Origin of the sequence: Crossiella sp. CA-258035 (assembly GCF_030064675.1) — a bacterium.
Lineage (GTDB): Bacteria > Actinomycetota > Actinomycetes > Mycobacteriales > Pseudonocardiaceae > Crossiella.
Window position 1 is genome coordinate 6015010 of record NZ_CP116413.1, and the last position, 19381, is coordinate 6034390.

Genomic DNA, 19381 nt, shown 5'->3' on the forward strand with positions numbered 1-19381 from the left:
TCAGACCTTCGGCAACCGGGACCGCTTCACCGGATGCGCCACCCTGGTGGCGGCGTAGTGGAACCCCTCGCCGTCCAGTCGCCTGCCGGTGTGCCGGTCCACCAGCACCGGGTCCACCTCCGCCCCGGTCTCGTCGTCGCGCAGCCGGACCGCCGCCTTCTTCCCGGTCACGTGCCTGCGCCCCCAGGCTCCCAGCGCCTCGATCACCGGCCGCAGGTCCCGGCCCCGGTCGGTGAGCACGTACTCGTCCCTCGGCGGCCGCTCCTGGTACCGGCGGCGCTCCAGCAGACCCCGGTCGCACAGCTCGGACAGGCGGCGGGTCAACGAGTTCGGCGAGATGCCCATGCTCTGCTGGAACTCGTCGAAGCGGGTCAGGCCGTGCAGGGCGTCCCGGATGAGGAGCAGGCTCCACCACTCCCCGACCTGGTTCAGCGTCTGGGCTATGGCGCAGGTCATTTCCTCGAAGCTCTTGTGCCGCACCGGCATAGTGTAGCTTCCATCATGGAACCTACGGTGACTGGAGGGCGTATGGCGACCGTCGGAGTACTGGGGCCCGGTGGGGTCGGCGGGCTGATCGCGGCACGGCTGGGGGCGGCCGGGCACGAGGTCACCGTGGTGGCCACCGAGCGCACCGCGGCCGAGATCACCGCGCGCGGACTGTCCTTCCAAGCGCCCGGCACCGCCGCCACCACCAGCTATCCGGACGCCCGGCCCTGGCTGACCGCGCCGGTGGACCTGCTGGTGGTGGCGGTCAAGGCCACCGAGCTGCTGGCCGCGGTGCAGCGGGTGCCCGCCGCGGTGCTGGGCGGCGCGACCGTGGTGCCACTGCTCAACGGCATCGACCACCTGCCGGTGCTGCGCGCGGTGTACCCGAGCGCCTCGGTGGTGGCGGCCAGCATCGCGGTGGAGGCGGCCCGGCACCGGCCCGGCGTGGTGGAACAGCTCTCCGGCATGGCCGATCTGGTGCTGGCGGACGGCACCACCGAGGGCGCTCGGGCGGCCGAGCTGTTCCGCGCGGCCGGGCTGACCGTGGGCACGCACCCCGACGAGCAGACCGTGTTGTGGCGCAAGCTGTCCTTCCTGGACCCGTTCGCACTGCTCACCACCGGCGCGGACGCCCCGATCGAGGAAGCCTTGCGGCGCAGGCCGGAATGGTTGCGCCCGCTGGTGGACGAGGCTGCGGCCGCGGCGGCCGCGCACGGAGTGGACATCAACGCCGACGCGGTGGAGTCCCGCATCCGGAGCCTGCCCGGCACCATGCGGTCCTCGATGCTGCGCGACCGCCAGGCCGGCCGGGCGCTGGAGCTGGACGCGATCGCCGGACCGGTGATCCGCGCCCTCGGCCACGCCAAGGCCACCACCACGGTCGAGGTGGCACGCGCGATCCTGGGCAACAGCTAGGTTTTCCGCGCCGCGCCAGCGTAGAAACCACTCACCGCCAGGGCGGGCTGACCGCGGTCGGGCCGCCACTCCACCGCGTCCACCAGCCCTGGCGGCACCAGCGCCAACTCGCCGAACATGGCCAGCACGTCCGCCTTCGGGCGCGGGTGGATCGGCGTCGCGCTGCGTTGGTACAGACCGGCGACCGAGCGCCACTCCGGCGGCAGGTTGTCCGTGGTGACATGGGAGATCGCCACCAGGCTGCCGGGGGCGAGCCGTTCGGCGTAACGCCGCACCACCTCCGCCGGATCGTCCTCATCCGGCAGGAAGTGCAGTACCGCCACCAGGAGCAGCGCGATGGGCTGACCGAAGTCCAGCTGCGCGCGCACCCCGTCGGCGGCCAGCACCGTTGACACGTCACGGAGATCGGCCTGCGTGACGCTCACCCTCGGATGCCCGGCCAGCAGCCGGTGGCTGTGCGCGACCGCCACCGGTTCGGCGTCCACATAGGCGATCCGGCAGCGCCGATCGGCCGCGTGCGCCACCTCGTGCACGTTCGCCTCGGTCGGGATTCCCGAGCCCAGGTCCAGGAACTGCCGGAGGCCCAGGTCCACCGCGTACCGCACCGCCCGGCCGAGGAAAGCCCGGTTCAACCGCGCCGACCTGGGCATTTCCGGGCGCAGCGCGATGGCCGCGTCGGCGAGCTCCCGGTCCACCGGGAAGTTCTGCGTGCCACCGAGGAAGTAGTCGTACATGCGCGCGGGATTCGCCCTGCTCAGGTCGATCTCACCGCGCACCCAGCCCAGCTCGTCCGGACCCACACGATGGAGTGTGCGCACCCGCACCGGTTGCGGGCAAGATGGCAGCAACCGGAAGGGGAGTCCGATGACATCGATCCGTGCCACCACCGCGGTGTTCGCCGCGCTGATCCTCATCACCACGTCTACAGGTACCGCAGCCGCGAGCACCGATCCGCACCGCGAGGCGGTGCAACGACAACTGACCGCCGTGGTCGCCAGCGGGGCCGCGGGCGCGCAGATCCGGGTCACCAGGGACGGCCGCGAGTTCACCGCCCGCGCGGGCGTGGCCAAGCTGGGCAGCCAGCGGCCGGTACCGCTGAACGGCCGCTTCCGGGTCGGCAGCATCACCAAGACCTTCGCCACCACCGTCACCCTGCAACTCGTCGCCGAGGGCCGGCTCGGCCTGGACGACCCGGTGTCCGGCCACCTGCCCGGCCTGCTGCCCGACGGCGACCGGATCACCGTGCGGAACCTGTTGCAGCACACCAGCGGTTTGCACAACTACACCGACGACATCCCCAGGGACCCCAAGGAGTTCCTGCCCCGCCGCTTCGACCACCACACCGCGCTGGCCACCGTGCGCAAGGCCGCGGCCAAACCGCTGCTGTTCCCGGTGGGCACCAAGTTCTCCTACTCCAACACCAACTTCCTGGTGGTGCAGCTGCTCATCGAGAAGATCACCGGGCGGCCGTGGGGCGCGGAGGCGCACCGGCGGATCCTGGCCCCGCTGCGGCTGGCCGACACCGAGGTGCCCGGCGACAACCCGTTCATCCTCGGCCCGCACGCCCGCGGATACCTGGTGGCAGAAGGGAAACCGGTCGACGTCAGCGCGCTGAACCCGAGCATGGCCGGGGCCGCCGGGGAGATCATCTCCACCACCGCCGACCTGGACCGCTTCCACCGCGCCCTGCTCGAGGGCCGGTTGCTCGCCCCTGCCCAGCAGGCCGAGCTCACCCGGACCACCGAGGTCAGCCCGAACTACGGCCTCGGCTACACCAAGATGACCAGCAGCTGCGGGATCACCCTGTGGGGCCACACCGGCGGGATTCCCGGCTACCTCAGCGTGATGCTCAGCAGCGCCAACGGCAGCCACCGGCTGGAGAGCTCGCTCACCACCGGCACCGCCCTCGACCAGCAGGCGCTGAACAAGGTGGTGGACAGCGCGGTGTGCGGCTGACAGCCTTGCCAGGTGGAGGAAACCGACGTCGACTTCTGGTTCGACCCCAGCTGCCCGTACACCTGGGTCACCGCCCGCTGGCTGACCGAGGTGGCGCGGGTCCGGCCGATCACGTTGCGGTACCAGGTGATGAGCCTGTCCGTGCTCAACGAGCACCTGGAGGTCGACCCGGAAGGCGACACCGGCGGCTACCTGTGGATGCCGGTGCGGGTCTGCGCCGCGGTCGAACGCCACCACGGCCAGGACGGCCTGCGCCGCTTCTTCACCGCCTACGGCGCCAGGGTGCACGAGCACGGTGACTGGGACTTCGGCACCGCGCTCACCGAGGCCGGGCTACCGGCCGAACTGGCCGCGGCCGCCAGCGACGAAAGCTACGACGCGGCGGTACGCGCCTCGCACGAACGGGGAATCTCGTTGGTGGGCAAGCACATCGGCACCCCGATCATCGCCGCCCAGGGCACCGCGTTCTTCGGCCCGGTGATCTCCAAGGCCCCGCGCGGCGAGGCGGCCGGGCGACTGTGGGACGGCGCGCTGCTGGTCGCGGCCACCCCCGGATTCCACGAGCTGAAGGGAATCCCACACCAGCCCCCGGACCTCACCTGAACCCCCACTGCCGTGTTGGCCGTTGTCGTACACGGTGTTGGCCGAACTGGCACACCGTTCCGGCCAACACACCGTCTCAGAACAGCCAACACTGGGTACGACAACGGCCAACACGGCGGCGGGTGCTAGTCCAGCAGGCCGGCCTCGTGGGCCACGATCGCGGCCTGCACCCGGTTCGCACAGTCCATTTTGGTCAGCACGCGGCTCAGGTGCGCCTTGGCGGTGCCGACGCCGATGTGCAGTCGCTGCGCGATCTCCGCGTTGGACAGCCCTTCGCCGACCAGCTTGAGCACCTCGCGCTCGGCGTCGGTGAGCCGGGCCACCCTGGGCGCGGCGTCCCTGGCGCGGGCCGGACCGAGCAGGTGCCGCTCGATCAGGTCGCGGGTGATCCGCGGCCCCAGCACCGACTCCCCCGCCGCGGCCACCCGCACCGCCCGGATCAGCTCGGTCGGCCCGGTGTCCTTGAGCACGAACCCGGTGGCCCCGGCCCGCATCGCCTGTGCCACATAGCGTTCCTCGCCGAAGGTGGTGAGCATGACCACCCTGGTGTCCGGGGCCAGCCTGGCGATCTCCGCGGCCGCGGCCAGCCCGTCGCCGCCGGGCATCCGGATGTCCAGCAGCGCCACGTCGATCCGCTGCCGCACACAGATCTCCGCCGCCTCCGGCCCGCTGCCCGCCTCGGCGGCCACCACGATGTCCTCGGCGGTGTCCACGATCATCCGCACCCCGGCGCGCATCAGCCGCTCGTCGTCGGCGATCAGCACCCGGATCTCCCGCTCGCTCACCGGCGCAGTTCCTCCTTGCTGACCAGCGTCCCGTCCCGGAAGCACAGCCGGTACTGGCGCACCGCGGGATCGTCCACCGCACGGTAGTGGACGCATTCGGCGTTCTCCGGCACCGGCACCGGGTCGAACGGGCTGAGGTCGCTGCCCTCGCCGAAGCGCTCGCGCACCGACTCCTGACTCGCGCCCAGGCTGAGTCCGGCGTAGTCGGCGGCCGGGATCGGGCCGCCGCCGGTGAAGAAGCCCAGCACCACGAACACCACCGCGACCAGCAGCATCGGCGCCACCACGAGCAGGCCGAGGCAGCCGGAGCCGAGCACCCGGCCGGTGGTGAGCACCTCCCCCGCCAGCGGCCCCGGCGGCGTGACCGGCGCCGGGCGCTCCGGAGCAGGTGCGGCGGGCGGCAGCATCGGCAGCGCGGCGCGCAGCACGAACCCACCGTCCACAGTGGACCCACTGGTGCACCGGCCGCCCAGCAGCTCCACCCGTTCCTGCAACCCGGCCAGCCCGCGCCGGGTGCCCAGCGGCCCACCGGCGGCCGGACCGTTCTCCACCACCACCCGGACCCAGTCCGCATCGACCTCGACCCGCACCTCGGCGGTGGCGGCCGGGGCGTGCTTGTGCACGTTGGTCAGCCCTTCGCGCACCACCCGGTGCACCGCCCGCCGCACCCGCACGTCGACCTCGTCCAGCTCCGGACCCTGCCACCGCAGCTCGACGTCCACCCCGACCCGCCGCGACTCGGCCACCAGCCGGGCCAGATCGGCCCTGGTGCCGCTGTCCTGGTCGAGTTCCTCCGCTGGGCCGACCCGCAGGATGCCCAGCACGTCACGCAGTTCGGCCATCGCGGTGCCCGCGGTGGTGCGCAGCAGGTGCGCGTGCTCGCTCAGCTCGGGGGCCTGCTTGGCGGTGGCCAGCTCCAGCGCGCCGGCGTGCATGGAGATCAGGCTGAGCCGGTGCCCGAGCAGGTCGTGCATCTCCGCGGCGATGTGCGCGCGCTCGGCGGTGCGCGCCTCCGCGGCGGTGAGCAGCCGCACCTGCTCCAGGTACTCGTTGCGGTCCCGCAGCACCCGCGACAGCGGCCGCCGCCTTCCCACCAGCAGCCCGGCCAGCGCGGGCAGCACCAGCAGCCCGGTGGTGATCAGCAGGTACCCGGCCAGTTCCTCGGCCTCGAAGCTGGGCCCGCCGAGCAGGAACCCGGCCACCAGGGTCACCGCGAGCGCGAGCCACAGCCGCGACCGGGGCAGCACCCGCCGACCGGCGTGGAAGCTGATCAGCGCCAGCACCGGCATCGCGGCGAACGAGCCGACCAGGTACAGCCCGGCCGAGCCGACGAGCGCGCCGGCCGGCCAGCGCAGCCGGGCCACGGTCAGCAGCACGGCCAGCACCGCCCCGACGAACACCGGCGGCATGGACAGCGGCAGCAGCACCACCGGCAGCAACGCCAGGCCGAGCACGAGCAGCACGAGCAGCGACTCGCCGACGATCCGGGCCGGGGAGGCCGCGCGCACGGCGTCGAGGATCGATCGGGGCTCCGCGCGGAGCCGGTCCAGCCAGGTCACGTGCACACCGCCTCTGTCAACCGTTCGGCGCAGTACATCGTGCCCGCTGCGGCCGCGGCCAGTGCCGACCGGCCATCGCCACCTGGCCGGGTGGCCACCGGCTCAGTCGATCGGCTCCTCGCCCGCGATCCCGTGCACCAGGCCCAGCTCCAGCAGGTCCTGCGGGCGCAGCCGGAGCTGGTTGGCGGTGTGCTCGACCTCGGCGGCCTCCCGCTTGAGGATCGCCGCGCCCAGCTCGGGAGCGATCACCGAGAAGTAGGCGTCCGGGGTGATCCACAGCCGGTCGGCCGAGGACAGCGCGAGCGCGCCGCCGGAGCCGCCCTCGCCGATGACCAGGGTGGTGATCGGCACGTCCGCCGCGGCCACCGCGCCGAACAGCTCGGCCAGCGAGCTGCCCACCCCGGCCTGCTCGGCGGCGCTGTCGTTGGCCGCGCCGGGGGTGTCGACCAGGGTGAGGATGGGCAGCCGGAGCTGGTCGGCCAGCCGGATCAGCCGGGCCGCGGTGCGGAACCCGGCCGGGGTGTTCGCGGTGCCGGTCTGGGCCACGTAGGCCACGGTGGCGCCGTCGCGGCGGCCGAACCCGCAGCGCATGCCGGGGTCCACACCACCGGCCCGGTCGCCGCTGATCTCGAAGCGCCGGTCGAAGTAGTCCTCGAGGTAGGCATGCGCGCGCGGGCGTTCCGGCGCGCGCGCCCTGCGCACCGCGGACCAGCCGTCGGCGGGCCAGTCGTCGCGGCCCAGCGCGCGCGGCACGGTGGCCGGCTGCACCGGGGCGGCGCCGATCGGGGCGAGCAGCTCGACCACCTGCCGCAGCACCTCGGGCAGCTCGGCGGGCGTCAGCACCGCGTCCACCGCGCCCGCGGCGAACTGGCCCTCGCTGTGGAACTCCGGCCCGTCCCCGGTCTTCGGCGGCCGCACCCGGCGCCCGCCGAAGGCCACGGTGGCCCCGCGCAGCGCGAGCACCACGTCCGCGCCCGCGCCGAGGGAGGCCCACACCCCGCCGGTGGTGGGCTCGCGCAGCACCGCGATGTGCGCCAGGCCCTCCCACCGGGTGAGCTGGCACTGCCGGGCGATCCGCTGCAGCTGGGCCAGCGAGCGCATGCCCTCCTGCATCCGGCTGCCGCCGGTGGAGATCAGCGAGACCACCGGCCAGCGCAGCCGCCGGGCGATCTCGAACGCGCGGCAGATCCGGGTGCCCGCGCGCTGGCCGAGCGAGCCGCCGATGTAGCGGAAGTCGAAGGCCACCAGCACCACCGGCTGGGTGCCGATCTGGCCCTGCCCGCAGACCACCGACTCGGACTCGCCGGACCGGGTGCGCGCCCGAGCCCGCTGCTCCTTGTAGCCGCTCCAGGAGAGCGGGCCGTCGCCGTAGTCGGCCTCCGGGCCGGTGTCGGCGAAGGAGAACTCGGCGAACTCACTGGTGACCGCGGCGATCGCGGTCCGGGCGCCCCCATCAGTCACCGGCAAGCGACCTCTTCATGATCTTTCCCATCTCGTTGCGCGGCAGGCGGTCCAGGAACTGTACGCGGCGCGGGCGCTTGTGCGGAGCGAGCTGGGTGGCCACGAGGTTAACCAATTCTTCCGGCTCGGGTGTGCGGCCGGGAGCGGGCACGATCCAGGCCACGATGCGCTCGCCAAGATCGGGGTCGGGCTCGCCGGTGATCGCCACCTCGGCCACGTCCGGGTGCTCCAGCAGCACGTTCTCGATCTCGCCCGCACCGATCTTGTAACCACCGCTCTTGATCAGGTCGGTGGCCTTGCGCCCGACCAGCCGGAGGTAGCCGTCGGCGGCGCGGGTGGCCACGTCACCGGTGCGGAACCAGCCGTCCCGGAAGGCCGCGGCGGTGGCGTCGGGCCGGTTCAGGTACTCCAGGAACAGGTTCGGGCCGCGCACCTCGACCTCGCCGACGGTCTCGTCATCGCTGCCGGTCACCACCGTGCCCTGCTCGTCGACCAGCCGCACCTCGACCCCGTCCACCGGTGCGCCGACCGTACCGGGCCTGCGCTCGCCGTCGGCCCTGATGGCGCAGTTCATCAGCGTTTCTGTCATGCCGTAACGCTCGAGGACCCGGATGCCAGTGGCCGCGGTGATCCGCTGGTGGTCGCTGACCGGCAGCGCGGCCGAGCCGGAGACCAGCAGCCGGGCCCGGCCGATCGCCGCGGCCAGCGCCGGGTCGGCCTCCACGTCGGCGGCCAGCCGGTGGTACATGGTCGGCACGCCGAACATCATCGTGCCCCCGCCGGCCAGCTCGCGGGCGGCCGCCTCGGTGCTGAACCGGCCCAGGTGGCGCACCGACCCGCCCAGCCGCAGCGGGCCGAGGACGCCCAGGATCAAACCGTGCACGTGGAACAGCGGCAGGCCGTGCACCAGCACGTCGGCCGAGGTCCAGCCCCAGCCCTCGGCCAGGGCGTCCAGGTTGCTGGCCAGCGCGCGCCTGGGCAGCACCACGCCCTTGGGCGGGCCGGTGGTGCCGGAGGTGTAGACGATCAGCGCGGGCGCCTCCGGCCCAGGCTCGGGCGGGAGCTCGACCCGGGGTCCGGCGGCCAGCGCGACCGGGTCCACCTCGATCCTGGGCAGGGCGGCCAGCGCGGACGGCAGGGTCTGGCCGGGGGCGGCGAAGACCAGGCCCGGCTCGCTGTCGCCGAGGATGTGCCCGAGCTCGCGCGCACCGGCCTTCGGGTTGATCGGGATCACCGGCACCCCGGCCAGCAGGCCGCCGACCACGGCCAGGCAGGTCGACATCGAGTTGGTGGCCCACACCGCGACCCGCTGCGCCGAGGCGGCCTGACCGGCCAGCGCGCCCGCGGCGGCGGCGAGTTCGGCGTAGCTCAGCGCCAGGTCGCCGAACCGCAGCGCCTCCCGGTCACTCGGCTCGGTCAGGGCGGGCAGCAGCGGTGAGGACACGGGCACCTCTTTCGATCAGTGGAGCGTGGGCACGACCAGGGTGAGCCAGAGCAGCGGCGGGGCCGCCACCACGATGATGCCGCCATAGGCCATCAGCCTGCGGAAGAGCCGGTCCCGGTCCGCCTCGGCGGCGTTGGCCAGCACGATCGCGCCGTTGGTGGAGAACGGGCTGACGTCGACCACGGTGGCCGAGACGGCCAGCGCGGCGATCATGCCGACCGGGCCGACCGCGCCCTCGGCCAGGAAGGGCACCGCGAGCGGGATGGTCGCGCCGAGCAGGCCGACCGAGGAGGCGAAGGCGGAGACCACCGCGCCGATGTAGCAGAGCAGCAGCGCGGCCAGCAGCGGCGCGCCGACGTCCTTGACCGCCTCGGCGAGGTAGGTGATGGTGCCCAGCTTCTGCAGCACGCCGACGTAGGTGAGCACGCCGCAGATCAGCAGCACGGTGGGCCAGGTGATCTGCCCGACCGCGGCCTTGTGCGTGCTCGGCGAGAGCAGGCCGAGCAGCACCGCGATGGTGATCGCGACCAGGCCGACGTCCAGGTTGAACGCCAGGGTCAGCACGACCAGCACGAGCAGTCCGGCCAGGGTGAGGATCCGGTCCCGGTCCAGCCGCACGCGCTCAACCGACTCGGCCTCGGCGACCGGGGTGCGGGGCAGGCGCAGGCCGCCGAGCAGCACGAAGGCCGCCACCGCGATGACCAGGTTGGCGATGAGGCTGGCCAGGAACACCGTGACCGGGCTGCCGGGCAGGCCGTTCTTGTCCACCAGCCCGTTGACGATCACGCCGTAGACGCTGATCGGGGAGAAGCCGCCGGCCTGCGCGCCGTGCACGACCAGGATGCCGATCAGCAGCGGGTTGATCTTGTACTTGGCCACGAAGCCGAGCGCGACCGGCGCCACGATGGCCACCGCGGCCGGGCTGACCGCGCCGATCGCGGTGAGTAGCGCGGCGACGGTGAACATCACCCACGGGATGACCGCCAGCCGTCCGCCCGCCAGCCGCACCGCGGCCGCGACCAGCCAGTCGGTGGTGCCGTTGGCGCGGGCGATGGCGAACAGGTAGGTGACGCCGACCAGCACCACGAAGATGCCGCCGGGGAACCCGGACATGATCTTCTCGGTGGACAGTCCACCGGCGAAGGCGCCGACCAGGAACGCGGCCGCGAAGGCCAGCAGTCCCATGTTGACCGACCACACCGAGGCCACCACGAAGATGGCGGCCAGCGCGAGGATGGAGACGATCTGAGCGGACATGGCGACCCCCTCGAATTGGCTCAGCCACTGAACCACCAGGCCACTGACCGGGTCAACTGCTAACGTGGCCGGGAGCGTGCCGTTCTAGGGGGAATGCCGGTGTCCGACACCCTGCGCCCGATCAACCGACCCCGCCTGTACGAGCAGGTCGTGGCGAGTCTGCGGGACTACGTGAGCAGCTCGGGCCTGCGCACCGGCGACCGGTTGCCACCCGAGCGGGAGCTGGCCGAACGGCTCGGGGTCAGCCGCGCTTCGGTGAAGCAGGCGATCGTGGTGCTGGAGGTCCAGGGCCTGGTCGAGGTCCGCCACGGCGGCGGCAGCTACCTGCTGCGGGACACCCTGGACACCGAGCCGGTGGCCGCGCTGGTCGAGCGCCGCCGCAGGCTGCCGGACGTGCTGGAGGCCCGCGAGGCCATGGAGACCAAGCTCGCCGAACTGGCCGCCGAGCGCCGGACCAGCGTCGACCTGGAGGCCATCGAGGCGGCGCTGCGGCACATGTCAGCCGAGATCGAGGCCGGCGGCATCGGCATGGAGGGCGACCGCCGCTTCCACGCCGCGGTCACCGCCGCGGCCCGCAGCTCACTGCTGGCGGAGTTCATGGGCATGATCGCCGAGCAGATCACCGAGAGCCGGGCGGAGTCGCTGCGCCAGCAGGGCAGGCCGCGCCGCTCGCTGGAGCAGCACCGGCGGATCGCGGCGGCGATCAGGGCCGGGGACGGGCCGAGGGCGGTCTCGGCGATGCGGCGGCACGTGCGCACGGTCAGCCGGGTCCGGCTGCTGACCTGGGAGCCGGCCGATGAGGACTGAGATGACCGAAGCCGAGCTGCTCGAGGTGTTCAAGGCCCTGGCCAACCCGGTGCGCCTGCAACTGCTGCGCTGGCTGCGCGAGCCGGCCCGGCACTTCGCGGAGATCAACGAGGTCGGGGTGTGCGTGAGCCACATCCAGGCCAAGGCGGGGCTGGCCCAGTCCACGGTGTCGGCCTACCTGACCACGCTGGAACGGGCCGGGCTGGTGCGCTCCACCCGGGTCGGGAAGTGGACGCACTACCGGCGCGACGAGGGCCGCATCGCCCAGCTCGTCGAGGAGCTGGGCCACTCGCTCTGACCTCCTTGCCTCAAATCGACAATCTGCGATACTTCGATTCAATCGAGTCGAGGGAGAGCAACGTGAGCACGATCGAGGGCATGGACCTGGGGCGCTTCGGGGTCTGGACGTTCGACTTCGAGGACCAGCCCGCGAGCCGGATGCGCGAAACCATCCAGGAGCTGGAGGAGCTCGGCTGGCCCGCGTTCTGGATCCCGGAGCGGGACGGCCGTGAGGCGCTCACCCACGCCGGGTTCCTGCTGGCCGCCACCGAGCGGATCGCGGTGGTCAACGGCATCGCGCGGATCTTCTCCCGGGAGGCCCGCTGGACCCGCGGCGCGGCCCTGCTGCTGGCCGACGCCTACCCGGACCGGCACCTGCTCGGCCTGGGCGTCAGCGGCGCCCCGACTGCGGTGCCGCCGCTGCGCGCGATGCGCGAGTACCTGGCCGAGATGGACGCGGTGACCAGCGCCAACCCCCTGCCCGCCAGGCCGATGCGCCGGGTGCTGGCCGCCTACGGGCCGAAGATGCTGGCACTGGCCCGCGACCTGTCAGCGGGCGCGCACACCTACCACGTGCCGGTGCACCACACCGCGCAGGCGCGGGAGGTGCTGGGCGCGCAACCGTTCCTCGGGGTGGAGCAGGCGGTGCTGTTCGAGACCGATCCGGCGCGGGCCAGGGAGATCGCCCGCGAGCACCTGCACGTCTACCTGACCTCGCCGTTCAACGTGGCCAAGTTCCGGCGGCTGGGCTACACCGAGGCCGACCTCGACGGCGGCCGCGGCAGCGACCGGCTGGTCGACGACCTGGTGGTCTGGGGCGATCTGGACACCATCACCGGCAGGCTGCACGAGCACCTGGACGCCGGCGCGGACCACGTCGGCGTGCAGGTGCTCGGCATCCGGCCCGGGGAGTCGGCGCTGCCCCAGTGGCGGCTGCTGGCCGAGGCGCTGCTGCCGCGGCCGGGCGCGGGTCAGGCGGCGTAGCCCGGGATCTCCTCGATCCGGTGGTAGACCGGGAGGCCCCGCTGCCGCGCGATGGCCACGTCCTGGTCAGCCCCCTTGGACTCGCCGGGCAGGCGCAGCACCGCGTCGCAGTGCGCGAGCAGGCGTTCCGCGGTGGGGTACATGATCCCCTCGGCCACCGGATCGGCCGGGCCGGTGCCGCCCGCGCCGCGCAGCACGGGCAGGGCGACCCACTCGCCGATCATCGGCAGGTGCCCGCTGCGGAAGATCGGCCAGGCCGCCTCCTCCAGCCGGCGCAGGTTGGCGGCCAGCAGCTCCGGGTCGTCACCGGTGCCGGAACGGTAGGGACCGGCGATCAGAATCAACAGTGGTGTGCTCATGCCCGGCACGCTAACGTGCATAAGTCGGCAAAAACAAGGAGAAATACGGATGCTCAGTGCGCAACGCCGCGAGCTGCTGCTGGCCCGCCTGCGCGAGACCGGGCGGATCGTGGCCAAGGACGTGGCGGCCGAGCTGGGCACCTCCGAGGACACCATCCGCCGGGACCTGCGCGAACTGGCCGCGGACGGGCTGTGCCAGCGGGTCTACGGCGGCGCGCTGCCGGTCAGCCCGGCCATCGGCGACTACGCCACCAGGGAGAACCTGCGGGTCTCGGCGAAACAGCTGGTGGCGGCCAGGGCCGCGGCTCTGGTCCGGCCGCACAGCACGGTGATCCTGGACGGGGGCACCACCGCGCTGGAGGTGGCCAGGCGGTTGCCGCGGGACCTGGCCGCCACCGTGGTCACGCACAGCCCGACGGTGGCGGTGGCCTTCGTCGACCACCCGGGGGTCGAGGTGTTCCTGCTCGGCGGCCGCCTGTTCAAGCACTCCCTGGTCACCTGCGGCGCGGCCACCGCGGAGGCGGCCGAGGGCGTGCGTGCCGACCTGTTCCTGCTGGGTGTCACCGGTGTGCACGCCGAGGCCGGGCTGACCACCGGCGACGCCGACGAGGCCGCGATGAAGCGCACCCTGGCCGGGCGGGCCGCGGACACCTACGTGCTGGCCAGCTCGGAGAAGATCGGCGCGGCCTCCCGGTTCTCGGTGCTGCCGCTGACCAGGGTGGCCGGCATCATCACCGACGCCCCGCCGACCGACCCGACCGTGACCCGCCTGGTCCACGAGGGCGTCGAGGTCCTGCACACCGAGCCAACCGTGCAAGATCGTGCATAACCAGGACCTCCCCGTCCCAGGGACGGAGAGGTCTCTGGTACTCCCCCGGCATCCACGCCAACCTGGATGCCATGACCCCCACACCCCAGCTCAGGCGGCGTCCAGGAAGTCCGGCACCAGCGGGAACAGCAGCGCCGGCTGCGCGGTCACGGTCGTGTGCCTGGTCCCGGGCAGGACCGCCAGCCGCGACTTCGGCAGCCCGGCGACATCGCCGTTGACGCCCCCGCCGAACAGCGAGAACAACTCCACAGTGTGAGCCAGCCGGATGATGTCGGAGTCGCCGGCGATCAGCAGCACCGGTGCGGTCACCGCGCGCAGCTGCGCCGGGGTGATCACCGGGAAGGCGGTCAGGTAGTTCTTGACCTTCTCCACCAGCCGGGGGAAGTCCTGCGGTCGCGGCGCGATCCGCAGGTACTCCTCGTGGTAGGGCGAGCCGACCAGGTGTTCGGGCTTGAGCTTGGCCATCGACTCGACCATGCCGGGGTGCATCCCGTCCAGCGTGTAGGCGACCGAGGCCAGCACCAGCTTCCGCACCTGGCCGGGGTGGCGCAGCGCCAGTGACAGCGCCACCCCCGCCCCCATGCTGTACCCGAAGACGTCGGCCTTCGGCACCCCGATCGCGCGCAGCAGGGCGGCGGTGTCATCGGCCATGTCTTGCAGGGTCAGCGGCCGGTCGACGTCCGCGGTGTGCCCGTGCCCCTGGAGCTCGACCGAGATCACCTTGCGCCCCTTGGCCAGCTGCAGCAGCAGCGCGCCGAAGGAGGTCCCGGTGGCGGAGAAGGCGCCGTGCACCAGCACCAGCGGCGTCCCCCGCCCGTGCCCGTGCACCTCGTAGTAGGACCGCAGCCCGTTGACCTCGACGTAGTGCCCCTTGCCCGCCGCCGACTCGGGCGCGGCGGCCACGGTCGGGGCCGCCCCGACCGCGACCACGGCGGTGGCGGCCAGCGCGGCGCTGGTCAAGGTGGCGATGAGTGTGCGCATGGGTTCCTCCCGGTGTCTGTCCCACCCCTGCGTCGAACGGGGACCGGACGGATCGACACCCCATCCAGAACTTTTTCCGCGACCTCAGGCGACACCCGCGTGGCCGACCCGGGCACCCCCGCCGCGGCCAGGTCCCAGCCGCGCCCGGCCGTCACCGCCGGGGCGCTGCCCGCACCCTGCCGCCACCATCGGGCGCAGCCCGCACCCGCCGCCGCCGGGGCGCTGCCCCGCACCCGAGGCGCATCGACCACCCGCCGCCCCTGGCGACAGCCGCCCCCACCCTGCCGCCGCACCGCATCCCGCTCCCGCTCGGCCAGCGACCCCGGCCGGAACTTTCTCCGCGAGTTCAAGCGTCGAGCGCGCGGCCGCGCCGGGGACTCGCCCGGACTGGATGCCACGTTGTCCGGCCCGCGCCGCGGCCAACGCCAACCACTCCAGCCGCAGCCAGGTCAGTCGCAGCCAGGTCAGTCGCGCCCAGCCTTCCCGCCGGGCCGCTGCCCGGCACCCCACGAGGCTGCGACTCCTGCGACCCCGGGTGGAGTCCGCAGCCGCAACCCGCTCCCGCTCAACCCGCGACACCCCGACCGGTCACAGCCGATGTTCGGTTCCGCGCGGCCCGGTGGACAGCCAGCCCCGCGAAACCGCTGCTCCCCTTCGATCCACCACCCAGCGCCGGCAAGCGGCGGCTGCCGCCAAGGACGCGACCTGCCCACTAAGACCTGGTCTCAAAACTCGGCGTGTCGCTAGGTGAACCAACGGCCCGCCCCTGGCTCCGCACCGCCCGCCTGTGGACCCGGCCCGACGGACCGGAGGTCTGTCAGAGAGACTGGGGGCCAGTGCCCGCCCTCTCGACCTGGAGCCTTTGATGCCGCAAGGGACCGTCCGTTGGTTCGACGCCGAACGGGGTTTCGGCTTCCTCGCGCCCGAGGACGGCTCGCCGGACGTGTTCGTGCACGCCTCCGAGATCGTCGGGGACGGCGGCGCGAAAGTGCTCCGCGAGGGTCAGGCCGTCGTGTTCGAGGTCGGCGAGAACGACCGCGGGCCCCAGGCGCTGCGCGTTCGCGTCACCGCCGATGCGGCCACCGGCAGCGCCGTGGGCCTGCTCGGCACCGTCAACTGGTACGAGCCGGGCAAGGGGTACGGCTTCGCGTCGCCGGACGGCGGCGGCGCCGACATCTTCGTGCACAGCTCCGCCATCGTGACCGGCGGCGTGGTCACCGAGGGGCAGCGGGTGGCCTTCCTGATCGTCGAAGGCGAGCGCGGCCCGCAGGCCGGGCACGTGATCCCGCTGGGAGCAGGGGCCGGCTCACCCGCTGCGGCTGATATCGCGGACGGTGCCGACGGCACGGTGGCCTGGTACGACGAGGACAAGGGCTTCGGCTTCATCAACCCCGACTCCGGCGCCGGGGACGTCTTCGTTCACGCCCGGGCCCTGGCCGAGGGGCTGACGTGGCTCGCGGAGGGCGACCGCGTCGCCTACGAGGTGGCTAGTGGAGACAAGGGCCCGCAGGCCCGCGACGTGCACCTGGTCCGGGGCGCCGAGCCCCAGACGGCGCCGCAGCGGTCGGCACCTGCCGCAGCCGCAGGGCCGGCGGCGCGGGACGTGCCCGTACGAGGCGGCGAGGGCGTCGTCGCGCGCTACGACGGCGACCGCGGCTTCGGCTTCATCACCCCGGACGCAGGCGGCGACGATCTCTTCGCCCACGTGTCCGTGATCATGGGGTCGGAGCCGCTGCAGAAGGGTGACCGGGTCCGGTACGCGGTGCGTCAGAGCGACCGGGGCCCGCAGGCCGACCGCATCGAACGCCTCTGACGAGGCGGCCCCACCGATGGCTGATCACTTCCCGACGAGAGCGCTCGTTCATCCCCGTCGATGGTGCCGTCAGCAACGCGGCTGCAGCCTCCTCCAGGAGATCGATCTCCCTCGTGGTGACGGGGGCCCCGTGCCGACCCGAGGGCCTGCTCCGCGCTCAGAAGCTCACCAGTCACCTCCACCCAACGACACAGAGCTACCGATGTATCCCAAACGAGTGAATGGATGCGTTAGACCTGGTCGCAGAGCTCGATCTTTATGAGCCGGCGGACGTTGATCACGGTGCAGGCCAGCGTGAGTAGCGCCAGCGTGGTGCGTTCGGTCCGGTCGTAGCGCAGCCCGAGGCGTTTGAACCGCACCAGCCAGGAGATGGTGCGTTCGACGACCCAGCGGACCCGGCCGAGGCGGGACTTGCCCTCAATCCCGCGCCGGGCGATACGGACCTTGATACCGCGGCGGGTCAGGTAGCGGCGGCAGCGGCGGTAGTCGTAGCCCTTGTCGGCGTGCAGCTTGTCCAGTCGGCATCGTGGCCGGCCCGCCCGGCCGTGGTGGCCGCGCACGGTCGGGTTCGTGTCCAGCAGCGGCTCGAACAGCATGCTGTCGTGGGTGTTTGCCGCCGACAACATGATGTGCAGCGGTAGCCCGTTCGCGTCGCACAGAACGTGGTACTTGGAGCCGGCTTTACCCCGGTCAGTGGGGCTGCGGCCGGTCAGCTCGCCCCCCTTTTCGACCGCACCGACACCGCGTCGATGCAGCCTCTGGTCCAGTCGAGCTCGTCGATGTTGGACAGCTCGTCGAGCACGAGCTGGTGCAGCCGGTCCCACACGCCGGCGTCCTGCCACTCACGTAACCGCCGCCACGCGGTGTGCCCGGAACCGCATCCGAGCTCCTCGGGTAGGTCTCGCCAGCGGCAGCCGGTGTCGAGCACGAACAAGATCCCCTCTAGCGCGGCACGGTCATCGATCCGGGGCCGCCCACCCAGACCGCGCGGCGCTGGTCGGGACGGGATTAGGGGTTCGATCAGCTCCCAGAGCCGGTCTTCGACCCGCCGCTGCTGCGTCGTCTTCGCCACGACTGTTCACGATCGACGACCAGGACCGGCAGGTTACGCAGTGACACACCCTTAAGTTTTGAGACCAGGTCTAACGCCCAGCCGATGCCTGCCGCGGCGCGATCGCGGTCGCGGTCGCTCAGGACAGCCGCAGCCCGCGGTAGCCCTCGGCGGCGACCTGTTCGCACAGGGCGCGGTAGTTCTGGAAGCCGCCCGCGTACGGCATGAAGACCCTGGGCTTGCCGGGCACGTTGGCGCCCAGGTACCAGGAGTCGGCCTGGGGGTACAGGGTGGCCGCGGCGGCTTCGGCTACCTGGCGGGTCCACTCCTGTTCGGCGGTGGGGTCGGCCTCGGCGCGGTGCAGGCCCTGTTCGCGCAGGTGGGTGAGCAGGGTGGTGAGCCAGTCGACGTGTTGTTCGGCGGCCAGGATGACGTTGGCCAGGACCGAGGGACTGCCGGGGCCGGCGAGGACGTAGAAGTTGGGGAAGCCGGCGATGGTCAGGCCGAGGTAGCTGGTGGGGCCCTCCGCCCAGCGGTCGGCCAGGCGGACCCCGTGCTCGCCGCGGATGTCCAGGCGGAGCAGTGGGCCGGTCAGGGCGTCGTAGCCGGTGGCCAGGACCAGCACGTCCAGGTCGTGGTCCTGGCCGCCCGCCTGCACGCCGCTGGGCAGGATCTGTTCCAGGGGGTGTTTGCGCAGGTCGACCAGGGAGACGTTGGGGCGGTTGAAGGTCTGGAAGTAGCCGTCGTCCACGCAGGGGCGTTTGGCGCCCACCGGGTGCGAGTCGGGGGTGAGGGCGGCGGCGGTGTCCGGGTCGTGCACCAGCTCGGCGATCTTGGCCCGGATGAACTCCGCGGCGGTGGCGTTCGCGGCCGGGTCGAGGATCAGGTCCTGGTAGGTGAAGAAGAAGCCGAGTCCGCCTTCCCGCCAGCGCTGCTCGTAGAGCTCCGCGCGCTCGGCCGGGGTGGCCGCCAGCGCGGAGGGCTGGGACTCCAGTGGCACCCCGGCGAAGGAGGCCAGGGACTGCTCGCGGAGCTCGGGGTAGCCGGCCTGGATCCGCTGCCACTCCTGGTCGGTGAACCGGCGGTGCTGGGCGGGCACCGAGTAGTTCGCGGTGCGCTGGAAGACGGTCAGGTGCGCGGCGGTCTCGGCGAGCACCGGGATGACCTGGATGCCGGAGGAGCCGGTGCCGATCACGCCGACCCGCAGGCCGGTGACGTCCACCGGTTCGGCGGGCCAGGCGCCGGTGTGCAGCAGCAGGCCGGTGAAGGTGTCCAGGCCGGGCAGGTCGGGGACGCTCCTGGCGGACAGGCTGCCCACCGCGGCGACCAGGTGCCGGGCACGCAGTTCGGGGCCGGTGTCGGTGTGCACCAGCCAGTCCTCGCCCTCGCGGGTGGCTCCGGTGACCCTGGTGCCGAAGGTGATGTCCCGGCGCAGGTCGAAGCGGTCGGCCACGTGCTGGGCGTAGGCCAGGATCTCCGCCTGGGTGGCGAAGCGCTCCGACCAGCGCCACTCGCGTTGCAGGTCCGGGTCGAAGGAGTAGGAGTAGGACACGCTGGTGATGTCGCAGCGCGCGCCCGGATACCGGTTCCAGTACCAGGTGCCGCCGACGTCCTCACCAGCCTCGACCACCCGGACCCGGAAGCCCGCGCCGCGCAACCGGTGCAGCGCGTACATCCCGGCGAACCCAGCGCCGACCACCACCACGTCGAACTCCGGCTCCCGCATGAGATCAAGGCTGCCGAAGTCAGCAAGCGCTCACCAGGTGTGATCGGGTGAGTTGTGAAGAACCTGTCAGGTCTGCGGCCGCGGTC

The 19381-nt window shown here is 72.6% G+C and carries 19 protein-coding genes; 8 read left to right on the forward strand and 11 right to left on the reverse strand.

Going from position 1 to position 19381, the window contains the following annotated elements; translation table 11 throughout:
- A complete protein-coding gene (locus N8J89_RS27070) occupies positions 1-480 on the reverse strand; it encodes a winged helix-turn-helix transcriptional regulator (protein ID WP_283659826.1) in 480 nt (159 codons plus the stop codon).
- Between the two features lie 48 nt (positions 481-528).
- On the opposite strand from N8J89_RS27070, the gene N8J89_RS27075 reads away from it, so the two are divergent.
- A complete protein-coding gene (locus N8J89_RS27075; protein ID WP_283659827.1) occupies positions 529-1401 on the forward strand; it encodes a ketopantoate reductase family protein in 873 nt (290 codons plus the stop codon).
- On the opposite strand, the gene N8J89_RS27080 is transcribed toward N8J89_RS27075, so the two are convergent.
- Entirely contained in the window at positions 1398-2201 is an 804-nt protein-coding gene (locus tag N8J89_RS27080; protein WP_283659828.1) for an SAM-dependent methyltransferase, read from the reverse strand. The two genes, N8J89_RS27075 and N8J89_RS27080, sit on opposite strands and share 4 nt — an antisense overlap.
- A 64-nt stretch (positions 2202-2265) precedes the next feature.
- Between N8J89_RS27080 and N8J89_RS27085 the strand changes: the two genes are divergently transcribed.
- Both N8J89_RS27085 and N8J89_RS27090 read left to right on the forward strand, forming a co-directional pair.
- Positions 2266-3357: a serine hydrolase domain-containing protein gene (locus tag N8J89_RS27085; protein ID WP_283659829.1), complete on the forward strand. Its 1092-nt coding sequence runs from the start codon at positions 2266-2268 to the stop codon at positions 3355-3357.
- 12 nt (positions 3358-3369) lie between these two features.
- Entirely contained in the window at positions 3370-3960 is a 591-nt protein-coding gene (locus tag N8J89_RS27090) for a mycothiol-dependent nitroreductase Rv2466c family protein (RefSeq protein WP_283659830.1), read from the forward strand.
- A gap of 125 nt (positions 3961-4085) precedes the next feature.
- Here the strand turns inward: N8J89_RS27090 and N8J89_RS27095 are convergent, their stop codons facing one another.
- The 5 genes from N8J89_RS27095 to N8J89_RS27115 form a co-directional block, all read right to left on the reverse strand.
- The gene (locus N8J89_RS27095) at positions 4086-4745 is read right to left on the reverse strand and encodes a response regulator (RefSeq protein ID WP_283659831.1); all 660 of its coding nucleotides are present in this window, start codon (positions 4743-4745) and stop codon (positions 4086-4088) included.
- Positions 4742-6304 carry a sensor histidine kinase gene (locus tag N8J89_RS27100; RefSeq protein WP_283659832.1) on the reverse strand — a complete coding sequence of 521 codons (1563 nt, stop codon included), beginning with the start codon at positions 6302-6304 and terminating at the stop codon, positions 4742-4744. Before N8J89_RS27100 ends, N8J89_RS27095 begins: the two co-directional genes overlap by 4 nt.
- Before the next feature lie 102 nt (positions 6305-6406).
- Positions 6407-7765 carry a carboxyl transferase domain-containing protein gene (locus N8J89_RS27105; RefSeq protein ID WP_283659833.1) on the reverse strand — a complete coding sequence of 453 codons (1359 nt, stop codon included), beginning with the start codon at positions 7763-7765 and terminating at the stop codon, positions 6407-6409.
- On the reverse strand, positions 7758-9209 hold the full coding sequence (locus N8J89_RS27110; protein WP_283659834.1) for an acyl-CoA synthetase: 1452 nt from the start codon (positions 9207-9209) through the stop codon (positions 7758-7760). The genes N8J89_RS27105 and N8J89_RS27110 overlap by 8 nt, the downstream gene beginning before the upstream one ends.
- Positions 9210-9224: 15 nt before the next feature.
- Positions 9225-10466 carry an SLC13 family permease gene (locus N8J89_RS27115; protein WP_283659835.1) on the reverse strand — a complete coding sequence of 414 codons (1242 nt, stop codon included), beginning with the start codon at positions 10464-10466 and terminating at the stop codon, positions 9225-9227.
- A 99-nt stretch (positions 10467-10565) separates the two neighbouring features.
- Between N8J89_RS27115 and N8J89_RS27120 the strand changes: the two genes are divergently transcribed.
- The 3 genes from N8J89_RS27120 (at position 10566) to N8J89_RS27130 (ending at position 12536) form a co-directional block, all read left to right on the forward strand.
- The gene (locus tag N8J89_RS27120; RefSeq protein ID WP_283659836.1) at positions 10566-11273 is read left to right on the forward strand and encodes a FadR/GntR family transcriptional regulator; all 708 of its coding nucleotides are present in this window, start codon (positions 10566-10568) and stop codon (positions 11271-11273) included.
- The gene (locus N8J89_RS27125; protein WP_283659837.1) at positions 11263-11571 is read left to right on the forward strand and encodes an ArsR/SmtB family transcription factor; all 309 of its coding nucleotides are present in this window, start codon (positions 11263-11265) and stop codon (positions 11569-11571) included. The genes N8J89_RS27120 and N8J89_RS27125 overlap by 11 nt, the downstream gene beginning before the upstream one ends.
- An 80-nt stretch (positions 11572-11651) precedes the next feature.
- Positions 11652-12536, forward strand: coding sequence for a TIGR03620 family F420-dependent LLM class oxidoreductase (locus N8J89_RS27130; RefSeq protein WP_283666255.1), 885 nt, complete (start codon positions 11652-11654; stop codon positions 12534-12536).
- On the opposite strand, the gene N8J89_RS27135 is transcribed toward N8J89_RS27130, so the two are convergent.
- Positions 12524-12895, reverse strand: coding sequence for a DUF4406 domain-containing protein (locus N8J89_RS27135; RefSeq protein WP_283659838.1), 372 nt, complete (start codon positions 12893-12895; stop codon positions 12524-12526). The genes N8J89_RS27130 and N8J89_RS27135 overlap by 13 nt on opposite strands.
- A gap of 49 nt (positions 12896-12944) precedes the next feature.
- Here N8J89_RS27135 and N8J89_RS27140 point away from each other — a divergent pair, with 49 nt between their 5' ends.
- On the forward strand, positions 12945-13724 hold the full coding sequence (locus N8J89_RS27140; RefSeq protein WP_283659839.1) for a DeoR/GlpR family DNA-binding transcription regulator: 780 nt from the start codon (positions 12945-12947) through the stop codon (positions 13722-13724).
- A 90-nt stretch (positions 13725-13814) separates the two neighbouring features.
- Here N8J89_RS27140 and N8J89_RS27145 read toward each other — a convergent pair whose 3' ends face one another.
- Positions 13815-14705, reverse strand: a complete 891-nt coding sequence (locus N8J89_RS27145; RefSeq protein WP_283659840.1) for an alpha/beta fold hydrolase — start codon at positions 14703-14705, stop codon at positions 13815-13817.
- Positions 14706-15570: 865 nt separating this feature from the next.
- On the opposite strand from N8J89_RS27145, the gene N8J89_RS41785 reads away from it, so the two are divergent.
- On the forward strand, positions 15571-16518 hold the full coding sequence (locus N8J89_RS41785) for a cold-shock protein (RefSeq protein ID WP_502868334.1): 948 nt from the start codon (positions 15571-15573) through the stop codon (positions 16516-16518).
- Positions 16519-16748: 230 nt separating this feature from the next.
- On the opposite strand, the gene N8J89_RS27165 is transcribed toward N8J89_RS41785, so the two are convergent.
- A protein-coding gene (locus tag N8J89_RS27165) for an IS5 family transposase (RefSeq protein WP_502868335.1) occupies positions 16749-17590 on the reverse strand; the annotation gives its coding sequence in 2 pieces (ribosomal slippage) (positions 16749-17254 and positions 17254-17590; 843 coding nt in all).
- 118 nt (positions 17591-17708) lie between these two features.
- Positions 17709-19295, reverse strand: coding sequence for a flavin-containing monooxygenase (locus tag N8J89_RS27170; protein ID WP_283659842.1), 1587 nt, complete (start codon positions 19293-19295; stop codon positions 17709-17711).
- Between the last annotated feature and the right edge of the window lie 86 nt (positions 19296-19381).